The following is a 23,553-nucleotide window of genomic DNA, read 5'->3' as shown; positions in this document are numbered from 1 at the left end:
TTTGAAAAAAAATACCGCGCTAACCAAAATATAAGGTGCAACTTCTGCCTTGCGGGACGACCCGTAAGCGCATCACTCATCGGGGACGGCCCCAACTTGTCGTAAAGTTAAGGAGCCTGAAATGTCCTGGATCGTTCTTGTTATCGCCGGTTTGCTCGAAGTGGTATGGGCAATTGGTCTGAAATATACCCACGGTTTTACCCGCCTGACGCCCAGCGTCATTACCATCGCCGCGATGATTGTCAGTATCGTTATGCTGTCATGGTCAATGCGGACCTTGCCAGTGGGAACGGCTTACGCTGTCTGGACGGGAATTGGTGCGGTAGGGGCTGCCATTACCGGCATTCTGCTGCTGGGGGAATCTGCGAGCCTGGCGCGCATTGCCAGTCTCGCGTTAATCGTCGCGGGCATCATTGGGTTAAAACTGAGTACGCACTAATGCGGCTGTTTTACCCAGATTAATTTCGTCACGTCAAACCCTTGCCGGGTCGCAACGTCCAGCATTTGCTGTTTCATTTCCGCCGTGATCGTTGGCGTGCGGGAGAGTATCCAAAGATAGTTGCGATCCGGCCCACACACCAGCGCGTGGCGGTACTCTCTGTCCAGCGCAATAACGTTATATCCGCCGTAGAATGGGCCGATGAAAGAGACTTTCATGGCCGCGCGGTTAGGCGCGCCGGTGAAATAGGCCTGACCCACCGTCTGCTGCCACATCTGCCGGTCCGGATTATAGCCGCGGTTGACGATCTGGATCCCGCCGTCATCCATCGCGCTGTAGGTGGCCGTAACTTTTTCTAAGCCCCGTTCGAACTTATGGTCCATACGGGCGATTTCATACCATGTGCCGAGGAAGCGCTGAGCGTCAAAATTACTGACTACCGTGACGCCGGGCGGAGGAGTAGGGGAACTGCAAGCAACCACTAAAAACGCGGCTGTTACTGCGGCAATAACAGGCAGAATGCGCATAGGAGTTTCCTTACCGTTTTTTTGTTAAGTGTAGATGACAGCAGGAAAAATGCGGAAGATTGTGCAGCGTGTTTTGCCGGGTAAGGCGAAGCCGCCACCCGGCAATGTTTTACTGTAGCGTGTCGAGGATATGGTATGCCGCCTCAACGCGTGCCGGGTTCGGATAGCTTTTATTCGCGAGCATCACGATGCCGATCTGCTTTTCAGGAATAAAGGCCACGTAGCTGCCGAACCCGCCCGTCGACCCGGTTTTGTGCACCCAGGAGGCTTTTACAGGCGGAGCCGGAGGATCTATTTCGACCGCAGGCAAGGCGGCCAGCGCCACCTTACTGTCGCTGCCATCAACCACCGTTTTTGCCTCCACGGGCCAGTTGAGCATCTCCCAGCCCAGGCCCTGGTACATTGAACCGATACGCCAGTAGCGCGACTGCGCCAGCGCGATGCCCTGCTTAAGTGAGGCATCAGCAACGTTCTCTGGCGCCATGTTTGCCATGACCCAGTTCGCCATATCCTGCACGTTGGTTTTCACGCCATAGGCTTGTGCATCCAGCATACCCGGCGAAACGTGTACCGCTTTGCCGTCACGATAGCCCCAGGCGTAATGCGCCTCTTCCGCTTTCGGCACGTTAATCCAGGTGTGATGCAGCGCCAGCGGTTTGAACACTCGCTCGGTCATCGCCTGCTCGTAGCGCATGCCGGAAGGCTTAACCGCCAGCGCACCAAACAGGCCGATGCTGGCGTTGGCATAAAGGCGCGTTGTGCCTGGCTTCCACTGTGGCTGCCAGTGTTGATAGAAGCGCAGCAGGGAGGCGTCATCCGTCACCTCATCGGGCACCTGTAGCGGCAGACCGCCAGCGGTGTAGGTTGCAAGATCCAGCATCCGAATCCCTTGCCACTGCTTGCCCGTCAGCTCAGGCCAGTATTTGGTCACCGGATCGTCCAGCGAAATTTCACCGCGAGCAAGGGCATCCCCACCTAAAACGCCGGTGAAGGTTTTACTTATAGAGCCCAGCTCGAACAGGGTCTGAGGCGTAACCGGTTTGTTGGCCGCGATATCGGCCTTGCCAAACGTGTAATAGTGCGGTTTACCCTGATAAATAACGGCCACCGCCATACCGGGAATAGACTGGGCTTTCATCAGCGGCGTAACCGTATTCTCAACCACCTCCGCCAGCTGTTTTTCTGACACTGGCGCGGCGAGGGCAGAGCAAGAGATGCCGAGCAGCACGGCGCAGCAAAGGGTTTTTTTCATCATCAGTGATCTTCCGTAATAGCGAGTCAAGGGGATGTCCGGGCCCGTCAGACAGGCGTAGTCTGTTGGATTTGACTGCACCTGACAAACGGTTAAATTTAGCATTAGCTGTTAATTTTTCTAACGGAAGAGACCATGACGCGAAGCTATCTCCCTCTCAATTCGCTTCGAGCCTTTGAAGCCGCCGCAAGACATCTCAGCTTTACGCACGCGGCCATTGAGCTGAATGTGACCCATTCCGCCATTAGCCAGCATGTGAAGACGCTGGAGCAGCACCTGAACTGTCAGCTGTTCGTTCGCGTTTCGCGCGGGCTGATGTTGACTACCGAGGGCGAAAATTTACTGCCGGTGCTGAATGATTCGTTCGATCGTATAGCCGGCATGCTGGATCGCTTCGCTAACCATCGTGCGCAGGAGAAGCTGAAAATCGGCGTGGTGGGCACGTTCGCGACCGGGGTGTTATTCTCACTGCTGGACGATTTTCGCCGTGGCTATCCGCATATCGATCTTCAGCTTTCTACCCATAATAACCGCGTCGATCCGGCTGCCGAAGGGCTTGACTACACGATCCGCTACGGCGGCGGGGCGTGGCACGGCACCGAGGCTGAATTTCTTTGTCATGCGCCGCTCGCGCCGCTGTGTACGCCGGATATTGCCGCCCGTCTGCACAGTCCAGCCGATATCCTCAGGTTTACGCTGCTGCGCTCCTACCGGCGCGACGAGTGGTCCGCGTGGATGCAGGCGGCCGGCGAGCATCCCCCTTCGCCAACGCACCGTGTGATGGTGTTTGATTCGTCCGTCACCATGCTGGAGGCCGCTCAGGCGGGAGTGGGCATTGCCATCGCGCCTGTCGATATGTTTACCCATCTGTTAGCCAGCGAGCGCATTGTGCAGCCCTTTGCAACGCAGATTGAGCTCGGCAGTTACTGGCTGACCCGATTGCAGTCCCGGGCAGAAACGCCCGCAATGCGGGAATTTTCCGGGTGGCTGGCAGGAAAGATGAAAAAGTAAAAAGCCCGCCGGACGGCGGGCCAGTTCAGTCAGATGGTGACCACGGCAATCAGCGTGACCACTGTCAGAATGGTCGCCAGACCGTAGAAGACCCATTTACCGCTTGGCACATGGATTTTCAGATCGTGCATCGCATGGTGGATACGGTGCAGGCCGCACCACAGCGGCAGGACGATCATCAGGAAGAGAAATACGCGCCCAATAAAGCTGCTTGCAAAGGCCAGCACGCGCTCGTAGCTCAGCGCATCGCCCGGGAACAGCCCCAGCGGCAGCATGATCCCGACCAGCAGGATGATGACCGGGGCAACAATGGCGCTCCACATGCCGCCTGCGCCAAACAGCCCCCAGAAGACCGGCTCGTCTGAACGTTTTGGATTTGGATTGATCACAGTAGTCTCCTTACCAGAACAGCGCGACAAACAGAATGACCACAGAGACAACTGCGGTCACTGCCCAGAGCCCTTTGATAACCGGCTCTGGCCCCATTTTCTCGCCTTTTACAATGATGTTTGCCGCTTTTGGCGCCAGTTCAAACCAGGTTTTGGTATGCAGCAGCGCGGCTGCGAGCACAATCAGATTCAGAACCACGATGATTGGGTTTTGCAGGAAGCCCACAAAACTGGTCCAGGCTTCCGGGCCGTGCTTGAGAGCATAAAGCCCGTACATCAGTTCGAGGCTGAACCAGACCGCGGGAACTGCCGTGCCTTCACGCAGCATATAGAAGCGATAAAACGGCAGTTTTTTCCACCAGGTGGACGGCATTGGCCGCACGTAGGCTTTGCGTTTAGTCGTCATCATGCACTCCTTAGCGTGGTTTCAGGGTAGCGATAAGAAAGTCTTTCGAGCTTTCCACTTTTCCCTGCTGAATGGCGGCGGCCGGGTCGACATGCTTCGGACAGACTTCAGAGCAGTAACCCACAAACGTGCAGGTCCAGACCCCGTTCTGGCCATTAAGCTGTGCCATACGTTCTTTTTTGCCGTGGTCGCGGCTGTCCTCGTTATAGCGGTGCGCCAGGGTAATGGCGGCCGGGCCGATAAACTCAGGGTTCAGACCAAACTGCGGACAGGCGGCGTAGCACAGGCCGCAGTTGATGCAGCCGGAAAACTGATGGTATTTCGCCATCTGCGCGGGCGTCTGAGTGTTTGGACCCTGATCCGGCGTACGCGGGTTGCCAATGATGTACGGCTTTATCGCTTCGAGGCTTTCGATAAAGTGGGTCATGTCGACCACCAGATCGCGCTCAATCGGGAAGTTGCCCAGCGCTTCAACCCTGATGCCTTTGGTGTAATCACGCAGGAAGGTTTTACACGCCAGCTTCGGCACTTTGTTGACCATCATGCCGCAGGAGCCGCAGATTGCCATGCGGCAGGACCAGCGGTAGCTCAGGTCTGGCGCCAGGTTGTCTTTAATATAGCCGAGCGCATCCAGCAGGGAGGTTTGCTCGTCGTAAGGGACTTCGTAGTAAGCGCTGTGCGGCGCGGCGTCCACTTCCGGATTGTAGCGCACCACTTCAACTTTCAGTTTTTGCATCTCAGCCATTCGCCTTCTCCTTCTTATCGGCGGCTTCTGCTTCTGCACCGTAAACGCGTTTCGCTGGTGGCAGCGTGGTGATTTTCACGTCGCTGTAGTCCAGGCGGGTGGTGCCATCCGCATCGCGCCAGGCGAGAGTGTGTTTAAGGAAATTGACGTCGTCACGTTCGGTGCAACCCTCGTCCAGACGCTGATGCGCGCCGCGCGACTCTTTACGCGCCAGGGCAGAGTGCGCCATACATTCCGCGACGTTCAGGCCGTGGCCCAGTTCAATGGTATAGAGCAGGTCGGTATTAAAGACGCTGGAGGTATCGGTGATCCGCACGCGCCTGAAGCGCTCCTGCAACTCCGCCAGCTTGTCGACGGTTTTCTGCATCAGCTCTGGCGTACGGTAGATCCCGCAGCCTTCTTCCATCGACAGGCCCATCTCATCGCGGATCTTCGACCAGTTTTCGTTACCTTCCTGATTCACCAGGTCTTTCAGCCGTTTTTCGACGTCTGCAACCTGCGCATCCAGCGCCGTGCTGTTGCCTTCGCCTGCCGTTGCGGCACGCTCCATCGCGCGTTCGCCCGCCATGCGGCCAAAGACCACCAGCTCAGCCAGCGAGTTTGAGCCCAGACGGTTTGCGCCATGCAGACCCACGGAGGAACACTCGCCCACCGCAAACAGCCCTTTGATGCGGGTTTCGCACTGCTGGTCGGTTTCGATTCCGCCCATCGTATAGTGCGCGGTTGGACGCACCGGGATCGGCTCTTTCACCGGGTCGACGCCCACATAGGCTTTCGCCAGCTCGCAGATAAACGGCAGACGCTCCAGCAGTTTTTTCTCGCCGAGGTGGCGCAGGTCGAGGTGCACCACGTCGCCGCGCGGCGTTGAGATGGTGTTGCCTTTGCGCCACTCGTGCCAGAAAGCCTGAGAAACTTTGTCGCGTGGGCCAAGTTCCATGTATTTGTTTTTAGGCTCGCCGAGCGGGGTTTCCGGGCCCATACCGTAATCCTGTAGATAACGGTAACCGTTTTTGTTGACCAGAATACCGCCTTCACCGCGGCAGCCTTCCGTCATCAGAATACCGGAGCCGGGCAGGCCGGTTGGGTGATACTGGACGAACTCCATATCGCGCAGCGGCACGCCGTGGCGGAGCGCCATACCCATACCGTCACCGGTGACGATGCCGCCGTTGGTGTTATAGCGGTACACGCGGCCCGCACCGCCGGTCGCCATGACCACTGCATTCGCGCGGATTTGGACAAGCGTGCCTTCCATCATGTTCATCGCCACCAGCCCGCGCGCATGACCGTCGTCGACCAGAATGTCGAGAACGAAATGTTCGTCAAAGCGCTGGATTTGTGGGAACTGGAGGGAGGTCTGAAACAGGGTGTGCAGCATGTGGAAGCCGGTCTTATCGGCAGCAAACCAGGTGCGTTCGATCTTCATGCCACCGAAGCGGCGAACGTTGACGCTCCCGTCCGGACGGCGGCTCCACGGGCATCCCCATTGTTCCAGCTGGGTCATTTCCGTTGGGCAGTGGTGAACGAAATAATCAACGACATCCTGTTCGCAAAGCCAGTCGCCCCCTGCAACCGTGTCGTGGAAATGGTATTCGAAGCTATCATGATCCTGCGCAACGGCAGCGGATCCTCCTTCTGCGGCTACCGTGTGGCTGCGCATCGGATAGACTTTTGAAATCAATGCGATTTTAGCGTTCGGATTGGCTTGTGCCGCAGCAATTGCAGCGCGTAATCCAGCCCCGCCAGCGCCTATTACGGCAAGATCGGCTTGAAAAGTTTGCACGACATTCCTCCAGTTTTTTGTTTTCCCGCAACGCGATGGACTAAAGGACGTTCACCTGCCCGAACGGGCGATTGCGGAAGCGATTCCACTGCTCCTTTATGGGTATAACAGTATACCCGCGTAGATGTGAGGGAAATTTGACGCGTTCGATTTTTTTGCGGTTCTGTGCGCTGATTTATCATCGTGATTGATGAATGGCGTCACAGTATTTTTCTGTGTAATGAAAAAGGACTTTTACTGTGCAAAATTTGTCTCTGCCCCGGCTTACGAGTAGACTTCGTGCCCTTGTCTGAAAACGGAGAAAAACTCATGAGCGAAACGGCCACCTGGCAGCCGAGCGCATCCATTCCAAACCTGTTGAAGCGCGCAGCAATTATGGCGGAGATCCGCCGCTTCTTTGCAGATCGCGGCGTCCTGGAGGTGGAAACGCCATGCATGAGTCAGGCGACGGTCACGGATATTCATCTGGTCCCGTTTGAAACCCGTTTTGTTGGCCCTGGCCACTCTCAGGGCATGAATCTGTATCTGATGACCAGCCCGGAATACCATATGAAGCGTCTGCTGGCGGCCGGATGTGGCCCGGTTTATCAGCTGTGCCGTAGTTTCCGTAATGAAGAGATGGGCCGGCACCATAATCCGGAATTCACCATGCTGGAGTGGTACCGCCCGCACTACGACATGTATCGCCTGATGAACGAAGTCGACGATCTGCTGCAACAGGTGCTGGATTGCGCGGAAGCTGAAACGCTCTCCTATCAGCAGGCCTTCCAGCGCCATCTGGAAATCGATCCGCTCTCGGCTGATAAAACCCAGTTGCGTGAGGTGGCGGCAAAACTGGATCTGAGCAACGTGGCGGATACCGAAGAGGATCGCGACACGCTGCTGCAACTGCTGTTCACCTTTGGCGTTGAACCGCAAATTGGTAAAGATCGCCCGACGTTTGTCTATCACTTCCCGGCCAGCCAGGCCTCGCTGGCGCAGATCAGCACCGAAGATCACCGCGTGGCGGAACGGTTTGAGGTGTACTTCAAAGGCATTGAGCTGGCGAACGGTTTCCACGAGCTGACCGACGCGCGCGAACAGCAGCAGCGTTTCGAGCAGGATAACCGCAAGCGCAACGCGCGCGGTCTGCCGCAGCAGCCGATTGACACCAACCTGCTGGAAGCGCTTAAGGCCGGTTTGCCGGACTGCTCCGGCGTGGCGCTGGGCGTGGATCGTCTGGTGATGCTGGCGCTGGGCGCGGAACAGCTGGGCGACGTGATTGCCTTTACGGTCGATCGCGCTTAAAGAATTGCCGGGTGGCGCTGTCGCTTACCCGGCCTACCCGGTCATTTAACGCTGCCACATTAAAAACTGCTATTTTCTCTATACACGGGTCTTTTTCTTAATTTGACTCGTATAGCCACAATATTTGTCTGGTCATCTGCTACCATCCGCGCAGTTTAATTCCGCTTCGGATGGTTTATATGTCCCACTCACTCAAAAAAATGACCCTTACCGGGCTCATCCTGATGATTTTTACGTCAGTCTTTGGCTTTGCCAATAGCCCGTCCGCTTTTTATCTGATGGGCTACAGCGCGACGCCGTTTTATATCGTTTCCGCTCTGTTCTTCTTTATCCCGTTTGCGCTGATGATGGCGGAGATGGGCTCGGCTTACCGGAAAGAAGAGGGTGGCATCTATTCGTGGATGAACAACAGCGTCGGTCCACGCTATGCGTTTATCGGTACATTCATGTGGTTTTCATCCTACGTCGTCTGGATGGTCAGCACGGCAGCCAAGGTCTGGGTGCCGTTCTCGACGTTTCTCTTCGGTGCGGACAAAACCCAGGTCTGGTCCCTGGCGGGGCTGAGCTCCACGCAGGTGGTGGGTATTCTGGCGGTGTGCTGGATGGTGGTGGTCACGCTGGTGGCCTCCAAAGGCATCAACAAAATAGCCCGTATCACCGCGGTTGGCGGGATTTCCGTGATGTGTCTGAATCTGGTGCTGCTGCTGGTCAGTATCGCCATTCTGTGCCTGAACGGCGGGCATTTCGCCCAGGAAGTCAACTTTGTTTCATCGCCTAATCCGGGGTATCAGTCCGGGCTGGCCATGCTCTCGTTCGTGGTGTTTGCCATCTTTGCTTACGGCGGTATTGAAGCCGTAGGCGGGCTGGTCGACAAAACCGAAAACCCGGAAAAGAACTTCGCCAAAGGCATTATTTTTGCCGCTATCGTCATTTCCATTGGCTACTCGCTGGCGATTTTCCTCTGGGGCGTCAGCACCAACTGGCAGCAGGTGTTGAGCAATAACACCACCAACCTCGGGAACATCACCTACGTGCTGATGAAAAGCCTGGGGATGACGCTCGGTAACGCCATGCACCTGACGCCGGAAGCATCGGCTACCCTGGGGATCTGGTTTGCGCGCATTACCGGCCTGTCGATGTTCCTTGCCTATACCGGCGCATTCTTCACGCTGATTTACTCGCCGCTGAAAGCGATTATTCAGGGCACGCCAAAGGCGTTGTGGCCCGCACGAATAACCCAGCTCAATGCTGCCGGTATGCCTGCTAACGCCATGTGGATGCAGTGCCTGCTGGTGTGCGCGTTCATTCTGCTGGTGTCCTTTGGCGGCGATACCGCATCGGCCTTTTATAACAAGCTGACCCTGATGGCGAACGTGTCAATGACGCTTCCGTACCTTTTCCTGGCGCTGGCGTTTCCGTTCTTTAAGGCGAAGCAGGATCTGGAGCGTCCGTTTGTGATCTTCAAAACCCGCGCGGCGACGCTGGTGGCGACCACCGTTGTGGTGCTGGTCGTCGCGTTCGCCAACATTTTTACCGTCATTCAGCCCGTGGTTGAGGTAAATGACTGGAACAGCACGCTGTGGATGGTTGGCGGACCGATTTTCTTCTCAATGCTGGCAATGGGGATTTATGAAAACTACCGCCGTCGCATGACAATCTGCGTGGCGGAAGTGGCATAGCGGATGAAAAACCCCTCCCGACAGGGAGGGGGAAAGGGATTATAAACTTCCCGCCGGGCGCGAACGTGCCGCTGACGTCAACGTTCTTCCCGTCTTACGTCCGTCCAGCGTTTCCAGACGCATCTGGAACGGTGGGAACGGCATATCGATCCCGTGCTCGCGGAAGCCAGCCAGAATCAGCTGGTGGATCTCATGGCGCAGCGGCATACGGTGGCCCATCTCGGCGGCGTAAATACGCAGCTCGAAAATCTGGATCCCCTGCTGCAAATCAACCAGGAAGACTTCCGGCGGCGGGTTATCGATGACCAGCGAACAGCGTTCCGCAGCCGTATACAGGATTTGCGTCACCTCTTCGCTGTTGGCATCCGACGGCGCCGGTACGGTCAGCACCACACGCGTGACGGAGTCAGACAGCGACCAGTTGATAAACTGCTCGGTGATAAACGCTTTGTTCGGGACGATGATCTCTTTACGGTCCCAGTCGCTGATGGTGGTAGCGCGGGTGTTGATTCGGGTGACGCTGCCGGTCAGATCGCGGATGGTCACCGTATCGCCAATTCGAATCGGTTTTTCAAACAGAATGATCAGACCAGACACGAAGTTGGCGAAAATCTCCTGTAAACCAAAGCCCAGGCCTACGGTCAGGGCGGCAACCAGCCATTGCAGTTTTGACCATTCGATACCAATCATCGAGAAGCCCACCAGCCCACCAAACAGCATAATTAAATACTTGGTGATAGTGGTGATCGCATAGCCCGTGCCGGGGGTTAAATCAAGATGCTGCAACAGCGCCAGCTCCAGCAGAGCAGGGAAGTTACGTATCAGCTGCGTGGTGATGATCAGCACCAGAATCGCAATCAGCACGGCCCCTAAGGTGATGGGCTCCAGGCTTTCGACTCCCTGCACCGTGGACGTCACGTCCCACAACGAGATGTTCTCCAGGAAGCCAAACGCGGAGTGAATTTCCGACCACAGGTAAATCACCGACAGCAGGGCAACCAGCATCAGAATTGAGCGCACCAGCCGCAGGGACTGGGTACTGATAGCATCCAGATCCAGTTCAACGTCGTCTGCTTCCGCTGCCCCTTCCGTGCTGTTGACGTGGTTCGGCTCTTCTTCGCCCCGCGCACGCTGGGCCAGAATTTCTGCGCGACGATGTTTGGCGCGGTCAAACGCCAGACGACGACGCTGGATCAGCATGCCGCGGCGAATTACGTGGTAAACCACCAGCAGCAGGAACCAGATAGCCACCGACGTTTCCAGTCGTGCCAGCAGCGCCTGCGACGTGGCGAGGTAGCCGACAGCTGCCGCCAGCATTGCCGCCAGCGGCGCGCTGAGCAGCAGGTTCCACAGCAGACGGTTAAACATGTTATCGCCACTGCCGCTCTTATCGAGATAGAGCGGGATCCCGGCGCGCTTCAGGCTGAGCGTTACCACCGCCAGTGCCCCGCAGATCAGCATAAAGCACAGACGTCCCAGCGAGCCGGAGAACTCCCGGTCATTGAGATTATCGAACATGATCAACGCCATAATCAGCGGCACAATCAGCCCGATACTCATCAGGTAATAGCGCATGGCGCGCGCCACGCGGTTACGCGGCCAGCCAAAGTGGGCGATGAACAAGCCGTTGGGCCGCGCGAACGTGGCGCAAATCATCACGACCCACAGCAGCGGGACGGTGGCGGTTACGCCGTCCCCAATTGCGACGGCAAGCGGATAAGGCCAGGCTTCACGCAGGCCGTATCCGAGCGTCATCCACAGCACCGGCAGCGGGGACGCGACCAGAATTGACCAGAACACCGTGCGCAGCGTCAGCCAGAAGTGATCCTGGGTCACTTTTCCCACACGGGCGCTGGAGCGCTCAAGGAAACGGGTGAAGTGGCGACGGGAATAAATACTGAAGCCAACCAGAATCAGCGCTCCCAGCAGTGGGAAGATGGTCTCCTTACTGGTTAACATCATCACGCTGGCAAGGCCCAGCTGGCTGAAGGTATCCAGCGAAATAAGGCGGCGCAGATCCTGCACGATTTCAATCGGCCAGGCGAAGGTCATCGGCCGCACGTCGGACGTCCAGAAGAGATAACGGTGCGTGGCCTCGTTGACCTCCTTCAGCGCATCCTCCAGCTGGCTGTTTGACACTTTCAGCTTGGTCAGCTCAAGGATCAGCGTATCGCCACCCTGTAACAGGGAGTTCAGCAGCTCGCGCTGGGTGCGCAGCTGCGCTTCCAGAATACGACTCTGCTCGCCGGTAAGCGGCTGTCCGTCAGCCTGACGGATCTGGCGGATTTGCGGCTGCTTGTTGAGGAGGTCTTCATAGTGAAGACGCTGAACGCGCAGCTGTGCCATCTCAGTATCAAGCTGCTGCGGTTTTGGCATCTCCGGCAGACGCGCGACCTGCGCCCGTAACGCTTCGCCCAACAGGTTAGACGAGCCAAGCCACTGGGACTGTTCGCGCAGCGTGTTGAGCGCCTGACGCACCTGAAGGGTTTGATTGGTGGCCTGGCGCTGCTGCGACGCGACCAAATCCATACGCTGCGCCTGCTGATTCAGCGCCGCAGAAAGTTCGCGGTTAACCTTAAACTGGGCGACGATGCTTTCAGGCAGGTTATCGCTGTTTTCGGCCAACAACTCGGTGCTTTCCAGGGCACGTTCAGCTTCACGCTGACGCTGGCTGTTGAGCTGATTTCTCAGCGCCTGGAGATACGCATCAAGCTGTTCGCTCTGCTTCTGCGCCAGCTCGGAACGCATCCGTGACAGCTCCTGGCGGTTGTTGGCAGAAAGCTGTGCCAGCTCCAGTTCATCGACCAGCGCTTTCAGTCTGGCGGATTCAGCCTGTAGCCCAAGATTTTGCGCCTGATTCTGCGGCGTGTTGCCCGTCTGTGTCCCGATGCGGCGTTCCACTTCATTTAACTGACGGCGGGCGTCGGTTTGCTGCTGTGGAAGCTGGCTGAGGGAGTCGGCAATTTCACGCGCCCGCTCCTGCTCCTGCTGAGCCAGGCGGCTTTTTTCCAGAAGCTGGCTGCTGACTTGCAGGATCTCCTGATTCAGCGCCTCGGACGTCATCCCTGCGGGTACCTGGCGCGGTTCATCGCGCAGGTTGTTTAACTGCGAGCGCAGGGTCTGAGAGAGTTTGGGAAAGTTGTCGATAACCTGCTGATATTGCTGGGCGCGCTCAAGGGAACCCTTTCGTTCCTCCAGTGCGTTCAGGGCAGACTGGAGCGACTCAACGGCCTCCGGCTGAGCGGGTTTCGCCGCTTTTGCCTGCTCCAGCTCCTGGGTTATCTGTTTGGCGTCGGGGGCCGTCGCTGCGTACGCCCCCATGCTGAGGCACCAGGCCATCAGTAATACGATAATCGGGCGCACGTCAGCGATCCTTCTGTTGTTAGCCTTCGTCTTTTTTGTCGTCAACCAGCGGGCTGGCGTCGTGCTCGGCCTTAATCTCTTCTTCCGGCAACGGGGCTGGCGCAACGTCTGGCGTTGCAAAGATTTCAGTCGATACGGCCAGAGGCTGGCCAAGTTTGGTCACGGACAGGCTTTTCAGCTCCTCGACCAGGTTAACTTTGCCCGGTGCGAACAGGTTGATTACCGTTGAGCCCAGCTTGAAGCGACCCATCTCCTGGCCTTTCAGCAGGGCGACAGAGCCTTCTTCTTCACCGGCAGGCCAGGTCCAGCGCTTGATCACGCCTTCGCGCGGCGGCGTAATGGTACCCGCCCAGACGGTTTCGATGCTGCCTACGATCGTCGCACCCACCAGAATCTGCGCCATTGGGCCAAATTCAGTATCAAACAGGCAGATGACGCGCTCGTTGCGGGCAAACAGATTCGGGACGTTTTGTGCCGTCAGGTGGTTTACGGAGAACAGATCGCCCGGCACGTAGATCATCTCACGCAGGATACCGTTGCACGGCATATGAACGCGGTGATAGTCGCGCGGGGAGAGATAGGTGGTGGCGAACGTACCGTTGCGGAACAGATCCGCCATCAGGTAGTTACCGGCCAGCAGCGCTTCCAGGCTGTAGTTATGGCCCTTCGCCTGCAAAATTTTGTCGTCTTCAATTTTACCCAGCTGGCTGATCACGCCGTCAGCAGGCATCACCAGCACGTTCGGGTCGGTATTCAGCGGACGCACTTCGTCGCGCAGCGGACGCACAAAAAATTCGTTGAAGGTGCGGTAGCTTGCCGTATCCGGCTTCTGCGCTTCTTTCATGTCGACCTTGTAGTATTTCACGAACAGGTCGATGACCAGTTTGGTCAGCCAGCCCGCTCGTTTGCTTGCGCCCCAGCCCGCCAGGCGAGTGAGCCACAGTTTAGGCAGAATGTATTGAAGCGAAAGTTTAAATGAGTTTAACAAGGTAGCCTCCAGGCCATTGTTTTGTCGTTCCTGATCCGGCAGCGCGCTGCCGGAACCTGAAAAAAGGGGACGATTTTAGCGACGCTTAGCTTAGTTGTCAGTTATCAGAATCAGAAAAGTTTTTACGCGTTTTTACCTGATCCATGCTTTCGAGAATGCGGTGATAATTTTCGAAACGGGTTTCCGCAATTTCACCGTTCTCCACCGCTTCACGGATGGCACAGCCCGGATCGTTGTCATGTTTACAGTCGCGGTATTTGCAAGCGCCTAAATAGTCATGGAATTCGACAAATCCGTTAAAGATTTGTTCCGGCTCGAGATGCCAGAGACCAAATTCACGCACGCCCGGGGAGTCAATCACATCGCCGCCGTGCGGGAAGTGATAGAGACGTGAGGCGGTGGTGGTGTGCTGGCCCAGCCCGGAGACGTCCGACACATCGTTGGTCAGGATCTCCTGCTGAAGGCCGAGCAGATTGTTAAGCAGGCTGGATTTACCCACGCCGGACTGCCCTGCAAAGATGCTGATGCGGTCGGTCAGCGCATCTTCCAGCGGCTTCAGGCCGTCTTTGGTGCGGCTGGAAACCATCAAAACGCGATAGCCAATGTTGCGGTAGATATCCATCTGCTCATTCACAAAGGCCATGGCCTCGTCGTCCAGCAGATCGATTTTATTCAGCACGATGAGCGGCTCAACCTGTAGCGTTTCGCAGGCCACCAGATAACGGTCGATAATATTGAGAGAAAGTTCGGGTAAAATCGCCGAAACGATCACGATCTGGTTAATGTTGGCGGCAATGGGCTTCACGCCGTCATAGAAATCAGGGCGAGTAAGGACCGACGTGCGCTCATGCACGGCTTCAACGATACCTTTAACCGTTACCCCTTCCGCCGCCTCCTTGCCCGGACGCCAGACAACGCGGTCCCCGGTCACCAGTGAACGGATGGTGCGACGGATATTGCAACGGTGGATATCCCCGTCGGCGGATTCGACATCGGCGTGCATGCCGAAGCGGCTGATCACAACGCCTTCTGTCGCTTCGCCAAACAGGTTGTCGTCGTAATCGGGCTTCTCCGTAGTGGTTTTAAGACGGCGCTGGTGATTTGCATTCACGCGGCGCTGCTGCCCTTTGGAGAGTTTATTTTTACTCAATCGCGCTGGCTCCTGGTCGCCCATAGCGGGCAAAACCTCTATGATACACTCTAATTAATACTAGTTAACCTGCTACTGCCGGTTAAGCGAGAAGGGTGGAAAATAACATGAGCGCGGACGAAAACAACCTGATTTGGATCGATCTGGAGATGACCGGCCTGGATCCCGAGCGCGATCGCATTATTGAGATCGCCACACTGGTCACCGATGCCAACCTCACTATTCTGGCGGAAGGCCCAACGATTGCCGTGCACCAGTCCGACGATCAGCTTGCGCTGATGGATGAGTGGAACGTGCGTACCCATACCGGCAGCGGGCTGGTGGAACGCGTGAGGGCCAGCACCCTGGGCGACCGCGAAGCGGAGCTGGCGACGCTTGAGTTTCTGAAGCAGTGGGTACCGGCAGGAAAATCGCCTATCTGTGGCAACAGCATTGGTCAGGATCGTCGTTTCCTGTTTAAGTACATGCCGGAGCTGGAGTCCTACTTCCACTACCGCTATCTGGATGTGAGCACCCTGAAAGAGCTGGCCCGTCGCTGGAAACCGGAAATTCTCGACGGCTTCACAAAGCAGGGGACGCACCAGGCGATGGATGACATCCGCGAGTCTGTTGCGGAGCTGGCGTACTATCGCGAAAACTTTATTAAGCTCTGATTTTGCGATCCGGCGCGTTGCGCGGCCTGTATTTTGTCGTTAAATTGTTCAGCTTGCCGATTTAATAAGCACTTGAACTGAATTTCAAAAAAATCGCTTTGAGGGGGGTTGCAGCTAAACGGATTTCTCGTATAATGCGCCTCCCGTAACGACAGAGAATTACACGTTACGACAGCAACAAAAGCAGTACAGATTTGCGGGAATAGCTCAGTTGGTAGAGCACGACCTTGCCAAGGTCGGGGTCGCGAGTTCGAGTCTCGTTTCCCGCTCCAAATTCTTCTTCATATTCAAACTATCCACAGCGAAATACTTCGTTGGGGACGTTTTCTGTTGTATCTGAAATACTCTTGTAAACAGAGTTATCCACAGAAATCACGATCAAACCAGTCTGTACAAAATGTTAGCAGGGTGAATAATATCTTCGTAATCATCTGTATTATATGAAGAAATTTTGATTTCAAAATGTTATTGAGATCACTTGACCTGTTTGCTAAGCCTTATGGCGCCTCACTTTTTATTTTTATTCACAGGCTGTGAATATATCACGCATCCCGCGTAAGCCCTTTTTCAATCACCCTGACCAGACGCTGTTTCTTCGGTAACTGCACTTCAACCACGCCGGCATTTCGCTTCTCAATTTGCTGCGCAATCGCCCATTCTATGTGCTCATCAAGAAGTGGGTGCTCACCTCTGCGGCTTTCGAGCGCCTGAAGATTGGCTTCATCCCACGGGGCATTACCCAGCGCAACGGCCACATTACGCAGCCAGCGCAGGTGGCCGATACGACGTATGGCGGACCCTTCCGTAACCTTCAGGAACCAGGCTTCGGTCCAGGCGAACAGTTCAATAAGCTGTGGCGCATGCAGCGCTTTACGCGGGCTGAAGTCTTCTTCGTTCGTCAGCTGTGAATAGCGGTTCCACGGACAAATCAGCTGGCAGTCATCACAGCCGTAGATGCGGTTGCCGATAAGCGGGCGAAATTCTTCTGGAATGGCGCCTTCCAGCTCGATAGTGAGGTAAGAGATACAGCGGCGCGCATCAACAATGTAGGGTTCAACGATCGCGCCCGTTGGGCAGATGGTCATACAGGCCACGCAGCGGCCACAGCCTTCTTCCACCGGACCGTCTACCGGCAGGGGTAAATCAATCAGCAGTTCACCCAGGAAAAAGAATGAGCCCGCGTCGCGGCTTAAGATAAGTGAGTGCTTACCTGTCCAGCCAAGCCCTGCTTTTTCAGCGATCGGGCGCTCAAGAATAGGCGCAGAATCAACAAAGGGTCTAAAATTCAGCGAAACACAGTGCTGCTGGATGGTTTCCCCGAGCTTTTTTAGACGGTTGCGCAGAAGTTTGTGGTAATCACGTCCCAGAGCGTACCGGCTGACGTAACCCAGTGAGGGATTTTTTAGCGTGCGCGCAAAGGCCGCGTTAGCGGGCAGATAGTTCATGCGTACGCTAATGACGCGCAACGTACCCGGCAACAGCTCGTGGGGGCGGGCACGCATCATACCATGACGCGCCATCCACTCCATCTCGCCGTGGTATTGTTTATCCAGCCATGCCTGTAGCTTAGGCTCGCTGGCAGAGAGATCGGTGTCAGTAATACCGACCTTCTGGAAGCCCAGTTCAGCACCCCACTGTTTTATTTTTTGCGCTAATTCATTGAGATCGAGGGGCTGTGACATGACGGACCATACTGTGAAGAAAAACCCTGCAAGTATACCACACTCCATCTGGCATGCGGATGACCTTCGACGGGCCGAGAAAGAGGCCGCAGACAGCCTGGGCATTACCCTTTACGAACTGATGCAGCGTGCGGGCGAGGCGGCATTTAACGTGGCGCTCTCGGCTTACCCGGATGCCTCGCACTACCTGATACTGTGCGGTCACGGCAATAACGGTGGCGACGGCTATGTGGTGGCGCGTCTTGCCGTAGCGGCGGGGCTGCGCGTCACCCTGTTGGCGCTGGAGAGCGACAAGCCGCTACCGGAAGAAGCAGGCATGGCGAGAGAAGCCTGGCTGAATGCGGGAGGCGTTATCCATGCGCCTGATATCGTCTGGCCCGATGACGTAGACGTGATTGTTGATGGTCTGCTGGGGACGGGATTGATGCGCGCGCCTCGCGATGACGTCGCCGCGCTGATTACGCGCGCCAACGCGCACCCTGCACCGGTGGTGGCGCTGGATATTCCCTCCGGCCTGATGGCGCAAACCGGCGCGACGCCTGGCGTGTCGATTGAGGCTGCGCACACCGTGACCTTTATCGCCCTGAAGCCGGGGCTGCTTACCGGGAAAGCGCGGGATGTCGTGGGCACGTTACACCACAATGCTTTGGGGCTTGAAAACTGGCTGGCGGGACAGGATACCCATATCACCCGCTTTGATGCGTCTCAGCTTGCACAGTGGCTACCGCGGCGTCGTCCCACCTCCCATAAGGGTGACCATGGCCGACTGCTGATTATTGGTGGCGATCATGGCACGGCGGGTGCGATTCGTATGACAGGAGAGGCCGCGTTGCGCAGCGGCGCCGGATTAGTGCGCGTGCTGACCCGCAGCGAAAACATTCCCCCCATTATTACTGCGCGGCCGGAGCTGATGGTCCACGAGCTTACCCCGCAGGCGATTGAAGAGGGCCTGGAATGGGCGGACGTGGTGGTGATTGGTCCGGGGCTTGGGCAACAGAGCTGGGGTAAACAGGCCCTGCAAAAGGCCGAGAATTTTCGTAAACCGATGTTATGGGATGCCGACGCGCTTAACCTTCTGGCAATAAATCCGGATAAGCGTCACAATCGCATTCTGACGCCGCACCCCGGCGAAGCCGCACGGCTACTTAACTGTAGCGTGGCAGAAATTGAAAGCGATCGCTTACTTTCTGCCCAACGTCTGGTAAAACGTTACGGAGGTGTTGCCGTTTTGAAAGGGGCGGGGACCGTTATTGCCAGCGATGATGCCATAGGCATTATTGATGCCGGTAATGCAGGCATGGCGAGCGGCGGCATGGGCGATGTGCTTTCAGGCATCATTGGCGCATTGCTCGGACAGAAACTTCCCCTTTATGATGCAGCCTGTGCCGGCTGCGTGGCCCACGGTGCGGCGGCTGACGGCCTGGCTGCTCGTTATGGAACGCGCGGTATGCTGGCCACCGATCTTTTTTGCACGCTGCGGCGTGTTGTTAACCCGGATGTGATTGACGTAGAAAATGACTAATCGAGCGATTCCTTTACCTGATGAACAAGCCACTTTAGATCTCGGCACGCGCGTGGCGCAGGCCTGTCAGGGGGCGACCGTCATTTATCTGTATGGTGATTTAGGCGCGGGTAAAACAACCTTCAGCCGTGGCTTTTTGCAGGCGTTAGGCCATAACGGGAACGTGAAAAGCCCGACCTATACCCTGGTAGAACCGTACACGCTTGAAAATATCATGGTGTATCACTTCGATTTATATCGTCTTGCGGACCCGGAGGAGCTGGAATTTATGGGGATCCGCGATTACTTTGCCAACGACGCCATTTGCCTGGTGGAGTGGCCGCAACAAGGTGCGGGTGTGCTGCCTGACCCGGATGTCGAAATTCACTTAGATTACCAGGCACAAGGGCGTGAGGCGCGCATCAGTGCGGTTTCCTCATCAGGCTGTTCCTTACTGGCGCGTTTAGCCGGTTGAGCGTAGGGATAACGGGATGATTAATCGCGTTAAAGGTTGGGTGTTAGCTGCCACGGTCCTGCTGTGCGCGCAGGCCGGGGCGGCCAGCCTATCGGATATTCAGGTGTCGAACGGCGATAGCCAGGCCCGCATTACGTTCAGCTTTATGGGCGATCCTGAATATGCTTTCTCACAAATCGATAGCCGCAGCGTGGCGCTCGATATTAAACAGTCCGGGGTGATCCAGGGGCTGCCGCTCCAGTTCAGCGGCAATAATCTGGTGAAAAGCATCCGTTCGGGGACGCCGAAAGATCCGCAGTCTCTGCGGCTTGTGGTCGATCTCACCGAAAAAGGCAAAACGAAGGCGGTTAAGCAGCAAAACGGCGCGAATTATACGGTGGTCTTTACTATTAATGCTGATGTTCCGCCGCCGCCTCCGCCGGCACCCGTTGTGGCAAAACGCGTGGAAGCGCCGGTTTATACCCCAAGGCCGTCTGAGCCGGCCCGTAATCCGTTCAAATCACAGAATGATCGTCTTACCGCGGTAACCAGCAGCAACACGGTGACGCGTCCGGCGGTCAGCGCGCGACGTACGCCGGTGAGTGGCGATAAAGTGATTATCGCCATCGATGCCGGACACGGCGGGCAAGATCCTGGCGCCATTGGCCCGGGCGGTACGCGGGAGAAAAATGTCACCATCGCCATTGCCCGTAAGCTGCGTGCGCTTCTGAATGACGATCCGATGTTTAAAGGGGTGATGACCCGCGATGGCGATTACTTTATTTCGGTGATGGGACGCTCGGATGTGGCGCGTAAGCAAAACGCCAACTTCCTGGTCTCGATTCATGCGGATGCTGCGCCGAACCGTAACGCCACCGGCGCGTCGGTCTGGGTGCTGTCCAACCGCCGCGCCAACAGTGAAATGGCGAACTGGCTTGAAGAGCACGAGAAGCAGTCTGAACTGTTAGGCGGGGCAGGCGATGTGCTGGCAAACAGCCAGGCCGATCCGTATCTCAGCCAGGCGGTACTGGATTTACAGTTCGGTCATTCTCAGCGTGTCGGGTATGATGTCGCCACTAACGTACTGAACCAGCTGCAAAGCGTCGGATCGCTGCATAAGCGTCGTCCGGAACATGCAAGCCTCGGCGTGCTGCGCTCCCCGGATATTCCGTCGATCCTGGTCGAGACGGGCTTTATCAGTAATCACGGTGAAGAGCGTTTACTGGGCAGCGACAGCTATCAGCAGCAAATTGCCGAAGCGATTTACAACGGTCTGCGTAAATACTTTGACGCGCATCCGCTTCAGTCTGCGCCGCAGGGTGGGGCAGCCCAGACGGCGAGCGCCGCGCTGCCGGGTGAGATGACCGCGACTAATTAAGGAGAGTTCATGCCGATTCAGGTTCTACCGCCGCAGCTCGCGAACCAAATCGCCGCCGGTGAGGTGGTGGAACGCCCTGCATCGGTGGTGAAAGAGCTGGTGGAAAACAGCCTTGATGCCGGGGCGACCCGCATTGATATCGATATTGAACGCGGGGGCGCTAAGCTCATCCGCATTCGTGATAACGGCTGTGGCATCAAAAAGGACGAGCTGGCCCTGGCGCTGGCGCGTCATGCCACCAGCAAAATTGCTTCCCTTGACGATCTGGAAGCGATTATCAGCCTGGGTTTTCGCGGCGAAGCGCTGGCCAGTATCAGCTCCGTTTCCCGCTTAACGTTGACCTCCCGCACGGCCGACCAGCAGGAAGCCTGGCAGGCCTACGCCGAAGGGCGCGATATGGACGTCACGGTTAAACCTGCGGCGCACCCGGTCGGCACCACGCTGGAAGTGTTGGATCTCTTCTATAACACGCCCGCTCGCCGCAAGTTTATGCGAACCGAGAAGACCGAATTCGGACATATCGACGAGATCATCCGCCGCATTGCGCTGGCGCGCTTTGATGTCACGATCAACCTTAGCCATAACGGTAAAGTGATGCGCCAGTATCGCGCGGTGGCGGAAGGCGGGCAAAAAGAGCGTCGGCTGGGCGCAATCTGCGGCACACCGTTCCTGGAAAAAGCGCTGGCCATTGAGTGGCAGCATGGCGATCTGGCCCTTCGCGGCTGGGTTGCCGATCCGAACGCCAGCAGCGCCGCCTTTGCTGAGATCCAGTATTGCTACGTCAACGGCCGCATGATGCGCGACCGCCTGATAAACCACGCCATTCGCCAGGCCTGCGAAGACAAGCTTGGCGCCGATCAGCAGCCCGCCTTTGTGCTTTATCTGGAGATCGACCCGCATCAGGTCGACGTGAACGTACACCCCGCCAAGCATGAGGTGCGCTTCCACCAGTCGCGCCTGGTGCACGATTTTATCTATCAGGGCGTTGCTGCGGTATTGCAGCAGCGGGGCGAGCCGGCGTTGCCGCTGGCAGAAGAAGTGCCCGCGCCGCGTCCGTTGCCGGAAAACCGCGTGGCGGCGGGACGTAACCATTTTGCCGAACCGGCGGTAGCGCGCGAGCCGGCTGCGCCGCGTTTAGCCTCGACGGGCAACGCGCCGCGACCGACCGGCGCTAACTATCCCAACGCCCAGCCGGGCTATCAAAAACAGCAGGGGGCGCTGTACCGTAAGCTGCTGGATACCCCGTCCGTTGAGCATAAAGAGCAGATCACAGTTTCAACGCCTTCGCTGGATGGACATAGCCAGAGTTTTGGTCGGGTACTGACCATTGTTGCTCCCGACATGGCGCTGCTTGAACGCGAGGGCAAACTGCTGCTGCTGGCGCTTTCCGTGGCGGAGCGCTGGCTCAAACAGGCGCAGCTAACCCCGGGGGTCAATGCCGCCTGCGCGCAGCCGCTGCTGATCCCCGTGCGCCTGAAGGTATCCCCTGAGGAAACAGGGGTTTTGCGGCGCGTACAGTCTCAGCTGGCTGAAATGGGGATAGAAATCGTACTGGACGCGCAGCATGTGACAATTCGCGCAGTGCCTTTACCCTTACGCCAACAAAATTTACAAAACTTGATTCCTGAACTGATAGGCTACCTGGCGCAGCAAACGACGTTTGATGCCGCCGACACCGCGCAGTGGATCGCCCGCCATTTGGCCAGCGAACATTCACCGTGGAGTATGGCGCAGGCGATTACCGTGCTGGCGGAGGTAGAACGCCTCTGCCCGCAGCTGGTGAAAGCGCCGCCGGGTGGTTTGTTACAACCTGTTGATTTACAAACGGCGATGACCGCCCTGAAACATGACTGACGTAAGTAAGGCGAGCCTGCCAAAGGCGATTTTTTTGATGGGGCCAACGGCCTCCGGCAAAACGGCGTTAGCCATTGAGTTACGTAAAGTTTTGCCAGTAGAGTTGATTAGCGTTGATTCAGCCCTCATTTACCGAGGGATGGACATCGGCACGGCGAAGCCCAACGCAGACGAACTGCGTGCGGCGCCGCACCGTTTACTGGATATTCTCGACCCGGCACAGGCGTATTCCGCAGCAGATTTTCGCCGCGACGCCCTGGCCGAGATGGCCGAGATTACCGCTGCGGGACGCATACCGCTGCTGGTGGGCGGCACGATGCTCTACTTCAAGGCGCTGCTGGAGGGGTTATCACCTCTGCCATCGGCCGATCCGGAAGTAAGAGCGAAGATTGAGCAGCAGGCGGCTGAGCAGGGGTGGGACGTTTTGCACAAGCAACTGGAAGAGATTGACCCGGTTGCCGCAGCGCGGATCCACCCAAACGATCCGCAAAGGCTTTCCCGGGCACTGGAAGTTTTTTTCATTTCGGGTAAAACTTTAACGGAACTGACGCAAACGTCAGGAGACGCTCTGCCGTATCAGGTGCATCAGTTCGCCATCGCCCCGGCGAGCCGTGAACTGCTCCATCAACGAATTGAGCAGCGTTTTCATCAGATGTTGGCTTCAGATTTTGAAGCAGAAGTGCGGGCGCTTTTTGCCCGTGGAGATTTGCATACGGACATGCCTTCCATTCGTTGTGTGGGATACCGCCAGATGTGGTCGTACCTTGAAGGTGAGATTTCATACGATGAAATGGTTTATCGAGGTGTTTGCGCCACGAGACAGTTAGCGAAGCGCCAGATCACCTGGTTGCGCGGTTGGGAGGGCGTTCACTGGTTAGACAGTGAAAAACCACAACAGGCGTTAAACGAAGTGATTGAGGTTATTGGTGATATCGCTGACTGAATGTGTACAATTAAGCCGTATCGTGCGCAATTTTTCAGAATCGCAAGGTTCTAAGTACAAAACAAGCAT

The 23,553-nt window shown here is 56.7% G+C and carries 20 protein-coding genes and 1 tRNA gene; 11 read left to right on the top strand and 10 right to left on the bottom strand.

All coding sequences use genetic code 11. The annotated features are described in order from the left end of the window. Window positions 1-121 precede the first annotated feature (121 nt). Window positions 122-439 carry a quaternary ammonium compound efflux SMR transporter SugE gene (gene sugE, locus A3466_RS13405; protein WP_063450951.1) on the top strand — a complete coding sequence of 106 codons (318 nt, stop codon included), beginning with the start codon at window positions 122-124 and terminating at the stop codon, window positions 437-439. Here the strand turns inward: sugE and A3466_RS13400 are convergent. Both A3466_RS13400 and blaACT read right to left on the bottom strand, forming a co-directional pair. Continuing rightward, window positions 436-966 carry a lipocalin family protein gene (locus A3466_RS13400; protein ID WP_063450950.1) on the bottom strand — a complete coding sequence of 177 codons (531 nt, stop codon included), beginning with the start codon at window positions 964-966 and terminating at the stop codon, window positions 436-438. The two genes, sugE and A3466_RS13400, sit on opposite strands and share 4 nt — an antisense overlap. A gap of 109 nt (window positions 967-1,075) precedes the next feature. Further along, on the bottom strand, window positions 1,076-2,221 hold the full coding sequence (gene blaACT / locus A3466_RS13395) for an ACT family cephalosporin-hydrolyzing class C beta-lactamase (RefSeq protein WP_063450949.1): 1,146 nt from the start codon (window positions 2,219-2,221) through the stop codon (window positions 1,076-1,078). Window positions 2,222-2,353: 132 nt separating this feature from the next. Here blaACT and ampR point away from each other — a divergent pair, with 132 nt between their 5' ends. Next, complete coding sequence (gene ampR / locus A3466_RS13390; RefSeq protein WP_063450948.1) at window positions 2,354-3,229, top strand: LysR family transcriptional regulator AmpR; 876 nt, start codon at window positions 2,354-2,356, stop codon at window positions 3,227-3,229. Window positions 3,230-3,258: 29 nt separating this feature from the next. Here the strand turns inward: ampR and frdD are convergent, their stop codons facing one another. The 4 genes from frdD to frdA are packed head-to-tail and all read right to left on the bottom strand — an operon-like array spanning window position 3,259 to window position 6,552. After that, the gene (gene frdD / locus A3466_RS13385) at window positions 3,259-3,618 is read right to left on the bottom strand and encodes a fumarate reductase subunit FrdD (RefSeq protein WP_063450947.1); all 360 of its coding nucleotides are present in this window, start codon (window positions 3,616-3,618) and stop codon (window positions 3,259-3,261) included. Window positions 3,619-3,628: 10 nt separating this feature from the next. Continuing rightward, window positions 3,629-4,024, bottom strand: a complete 396-nt coding sequence (frdC, locus tag A3466_RS13380; protein ID WP_063450946.1) for a fumarate reductase subunit FrdC — start codon at window positions 4,022-4,024, stop codon at window positions 3,629-3,631. Between the two features lie 10 nt (window positions 4,025-4,034). After that, complete coding sequence (locus tag A3466_RS13375; protein ID WP_063450945.1) at window positions 4,035-4,769, bottom strand: succinate dehydrogenase/fumarate reductase iron-sulfur subunit; 735 nt, start codon at window positions 4,767-4,769, stop codon at window positions 4,035-4,037. Next, window positions 4,762-6,552, bottom strand: a complete 1,791-nt coding sequence (gene frdA, locus A3466_RS13370; protein ID WP_063450944.1) for a fumarate reductase (quinol) flavoprotein subunit — start codon at window positions 6,550-6,552, stop codon at window positions 4,762-4,764. The genes A3466_RS13375 and frdA overlap by 8 nt, the downstream gene beginning before the upstream one ends. Before the next feature lie 309 nt (window positions 6,553-6,861). On the opposite strand from frdA, the gene epmA reads away from it, so the two are divergent. Both epmA and yjeM read left to right on the top strand, forming a co-directional pair. Next, on the top strand, window positions 6,862-7,839 hold the full coding sequence (gene epmA, locus A3466_RS13365; RefSeq protein WP_063450943.1) for an elongation factor P--(R)-beta-lysine ligase: 978 nt from the start codon (window positions 6,862-6,864) through the stop codon (window positions 7,837-7,839). A gap of 179 nt (window positions 7,840-8,018) precedes the next feature. Then, the gene (gene yjeM, locus A3466_RS13360; protein ID WP_063450942.1) at window positions 8,019-9,518 is read left to right on the top strand and encodes a glutamate/gamma-aminobutyrate family transporter YjeM; all 1,500 of its coding nucleotides are present in this window, start codon (window positions 8,019-8,021) and stop codon (window positions 9,516-9,518) included. A 39-nt stretch (window positions 9,519-9,557) separates the two neighbouring features. On the opposite strand, the gene mscM is transcribed toward yjeM, so the two are convergent. The 3 genes from mscM to rsgA form a co-directional block, all read right to left on the bottom strand. After that, entirely contained in the window at window positions 9,558-12,881 is a 3,324-nt protein-coding gene (gene mscM / locus A3466_RS13355; protein WP_063450941.1) for a miniconductance mechanosensitive channel MscM, read from the bottom strand. Window positions 12,882-12,900: 19 nt separating this feature from the next. Further along, complete coding sequence (gene asd, locus A3466_RS13350; protein WP_063450940.1) at window positions 12,901-13,869, bottom strand: archaetidylserine decarboxylase; 969 nt, start codon at window positions 13,867-13,869, stop codon at window positions 12,901-12,903. 97 nt (window positions 13,870-13,966) lie between these two features. After that, the gene (gene rsgA, locus A3466_RS13345) at window positions 13,967-15,019 is read right to left on the bottom strand and encodes a small ribosomal subunit biogenesis GTPase RsgA (RefSeq protein WP_003855964.1); all 1,053 of its coding nucleotides are present in this window, start codon (window positions 15,017-15,019) and stop codon (window positions 13,967-13,969) included. 107 nt (window positions 15,020-15,126) lie between these two features. Between rsgA and orn the strand changes: the two genes are divergently transcribed. Together orn and A3466_RS13335 are read left to right on the top strand one after the other, a co-directional pair. Next, on the top strand, window positions 15,127-15,672 hold the full coding sequence (orn, locus tag A3466_RS13340) for an oligoribonuclease (RefSeq protein WP_063450938.1): 546 nt from the start codon (window positions 15,127-15,129) through the stop codon (window positions 15,670-15,672). A 196-nt stretch (window positions 15,673-15,868) separates the two neighbouring features. After that, window positions 15,869-15,944 (top strand) — tRNA-Gly (locus A3466_RS13335). Between the two features lie 270 nt (window positions 15,945-16,214). On the opposite strand, the gene queG is transcribed toward A3466_RS13335, so the two are convergent. After that, window positions 16,215-17,354, bottom strand: a complete 1,140-nt coding sequence (queG, locus tag A3466_RS13330) for a tRNA epoxyqueuosine(34) reductase QueG (protein ID WP_063450937.1) — start codon at window positions 17,352-17,354, stop codon at window positions 16,215-16,217. On the opposite strand from queG, the gene nnr reads away from it, so the two are divergent. From nnr to miaA, 5 genes are read left to right on the top strand one after another with little or no spacing between them, the layout of a single operon-like run. Continuing rightward, on the top strand, window positions 17,353-18,876 hold the full coding sequence (nnr, locus tag A3466_RS13325) for a bifunctional ADP-dependent NAD(P)H-hydrate dehydratase/NAD(P)H-hydrate epimerase (protein ID WP_063450936.1): 1,524 nt from the start codon (window positions 17,353-17,355) through the stop codon (window positions 18,874-18,876). The genes queG and nnr overlap by 2 nt on opposite strands. Continuing rightward, the gene (gene tsaE / locus A3466_RS13320) at window positions 18,869-19,330 is read left to right on the top strand and encodes a tRNA (adenosine(37)-N6)-threonylcarbamoyltransferase complex ATPase subunit type 1 TsaE (RefSeq protein WP_063450935.1); all 462 of its coding nucleotides are present in this window, start codon (window positions 18,869-18,871) and stop codon (window positions 19,328-19,330) included. The genes nnr and tsaE overlap by 8 nt, the downstream gene beginning before the upstream one ends. A gap of 16 nt (window positions 19,331-19,346) precedes the next feature. Then, window positions 19,347-20,687, top strand: coding sequence for an N-acetylmuramoyl-L-alanine amidase AmiB (amiB, locus tag A3466_RS13315; protein WP_063450934.1), 1,341 nt, complete (start codon window positions 19,347-19,349; stop codon window positions 20,685-20,687). Window positions 20,688-20,696: 9 nt separating this feature from the next. Beyond that, window positions 20,697-22,541 carry a DNA mismatch repair endonuclease MutL gene (gene mutL / locus A3466_RS13310; protein ID WP_063450933.1) on the top strand — a complete coding sequence of 615 codons (1,845 nt, stop codon included), beginning with the start codon at window positions 20,697-20,699 and terminating at the stop codon, window positions 22,539-22,541. Further along, complete coding sequence (miaA, locus tag A3466_RS13305) at window positions 22,534-23,484, top strand: tRNA (adenosine(37)-N6)-dimethylallyltransferase MiaA (protein ID WP_063450932.1); 951 nt, start codon at window positions 22,534-22,536, stop codon at window positions 23,482-23,484. Before mutL ends, miaA begins: the two co-directional genes overlap by 8 nt. The last annotated feature ends 69 nt before the right edge of the window (window positions 23,485-23,553 follow it).

This window comes from Enterobacter genomosp. S (assembly GCF_001631805.1).
Classification (GTDB): Bacteria; Pseudomonadota; Gammaproteobacteria; order Enterobacterales; family Enterobacteriaceae; genus Enterobacter; species Enterobacter quasihormaechei.
The sequence above is the reverse complement of the archived record's forward strand: the minus strand, read 5'-3'. Positions and strand labels throughout refer to the sequence as shown.

Bases quoted from the DNA above. Each gene is read 5' to 3' on its own strand.
- sugE (WP_063450951.1), top strand. From the start codon at position 122: ATGTCCTGGATCGTTCTTGTTATCGCCGGTTTGCTCGAAGTGGTATGG.
- A3466_RS13400 (WP_063450950.1), bottom strand. From the start codon at position 966: ATGCGCATTCTGCCTGTTATTGCCGCAGTAACAGCCGCGTTTTTAGTG.
- blaACT (WP_063450949.1), bottom strand. From the start codon at position 2,221: ATGATGAAAAAAACCCTTTGCTGCGCCGTGCTGCTCGGCATCTCTTGC.
- ampR (WP_063450948.1), top strand. From the start codon at position 2,354: ATGACGCGAAGCTATCTCCCTCTCAATTCGCTTCGAGCCTTTGAAGCC.
- frdC (WP_063450946.1), bottom strand. From the start codon at position 4,024: ATGACGACTAAACGCAAAGCCTACGTGCGGCCAATGCCGTCCACCTGG.
- A3466_RS13375 (WP_063450945.1), bottom strand. From the start codon at position 4,769: ATGGCTGAGATGCAAAAACTGAAAGTTGAAGTGGTGCGCTACAATCCG.
- epmA (WP_063450943.1), top strand. From the start codon at position 6,862: ATGAGCGAAACGGCCACCTGGCAGCCGAGCGCATCCATTCCAAACCTG.
- yjeM (WP_063450942.1), top strand. From the start codon at position 8,019: ATGTCCCACTCACTCAAAAAAATGACCCTTACCGGGCTCATCCTGATG.
- orn (WP_063450938.1), top strand. From the start codon at position 15,127: ATGAGCGCGGACGAAAACAACCTGATTTGGATCGATCTGGAGATGACC.
- nnr (WP_063450936.1), top strand. From the start codon at position 17,353: ATGACGGACCATACTGTGAAGAAAAACCCTGCAAGTATACCACACTCC.
- queG (WP_063450937.1), bottom strand. From the start codon at position 17,354: ATGTCACAGCCCCTCGATCTCAATGAATTAGCGCAAAAAATAAAACAG.
- tsaE (WP_063450935.1), top strand. From the start codon at position 18,869: ATGACTAATCGAGCGATTCCTTTACCTGATGAACAAGCCACTTTAGAT.
- amiB (WP_063450934.1), top strand. From the start codon at position 19,347: ATGATTAATCGCGTTAAAGGTTGGGTGTTAGCTGCCACGGTCCTGCTG.
- mutL (WP_063450933.1), top strand. From the start codon at position 20,697: ATGCCGATTCAGGTTCTACCGCCGCAGCTCGCGAACCAAATCGCCGCC.
- miaA (WP_063450932.1), top strand. From the start codon at position 22,534: ATGACTGACGTAAGTAAGGCGAGCCTGCCAAAGGCGATTTTTTTGATG.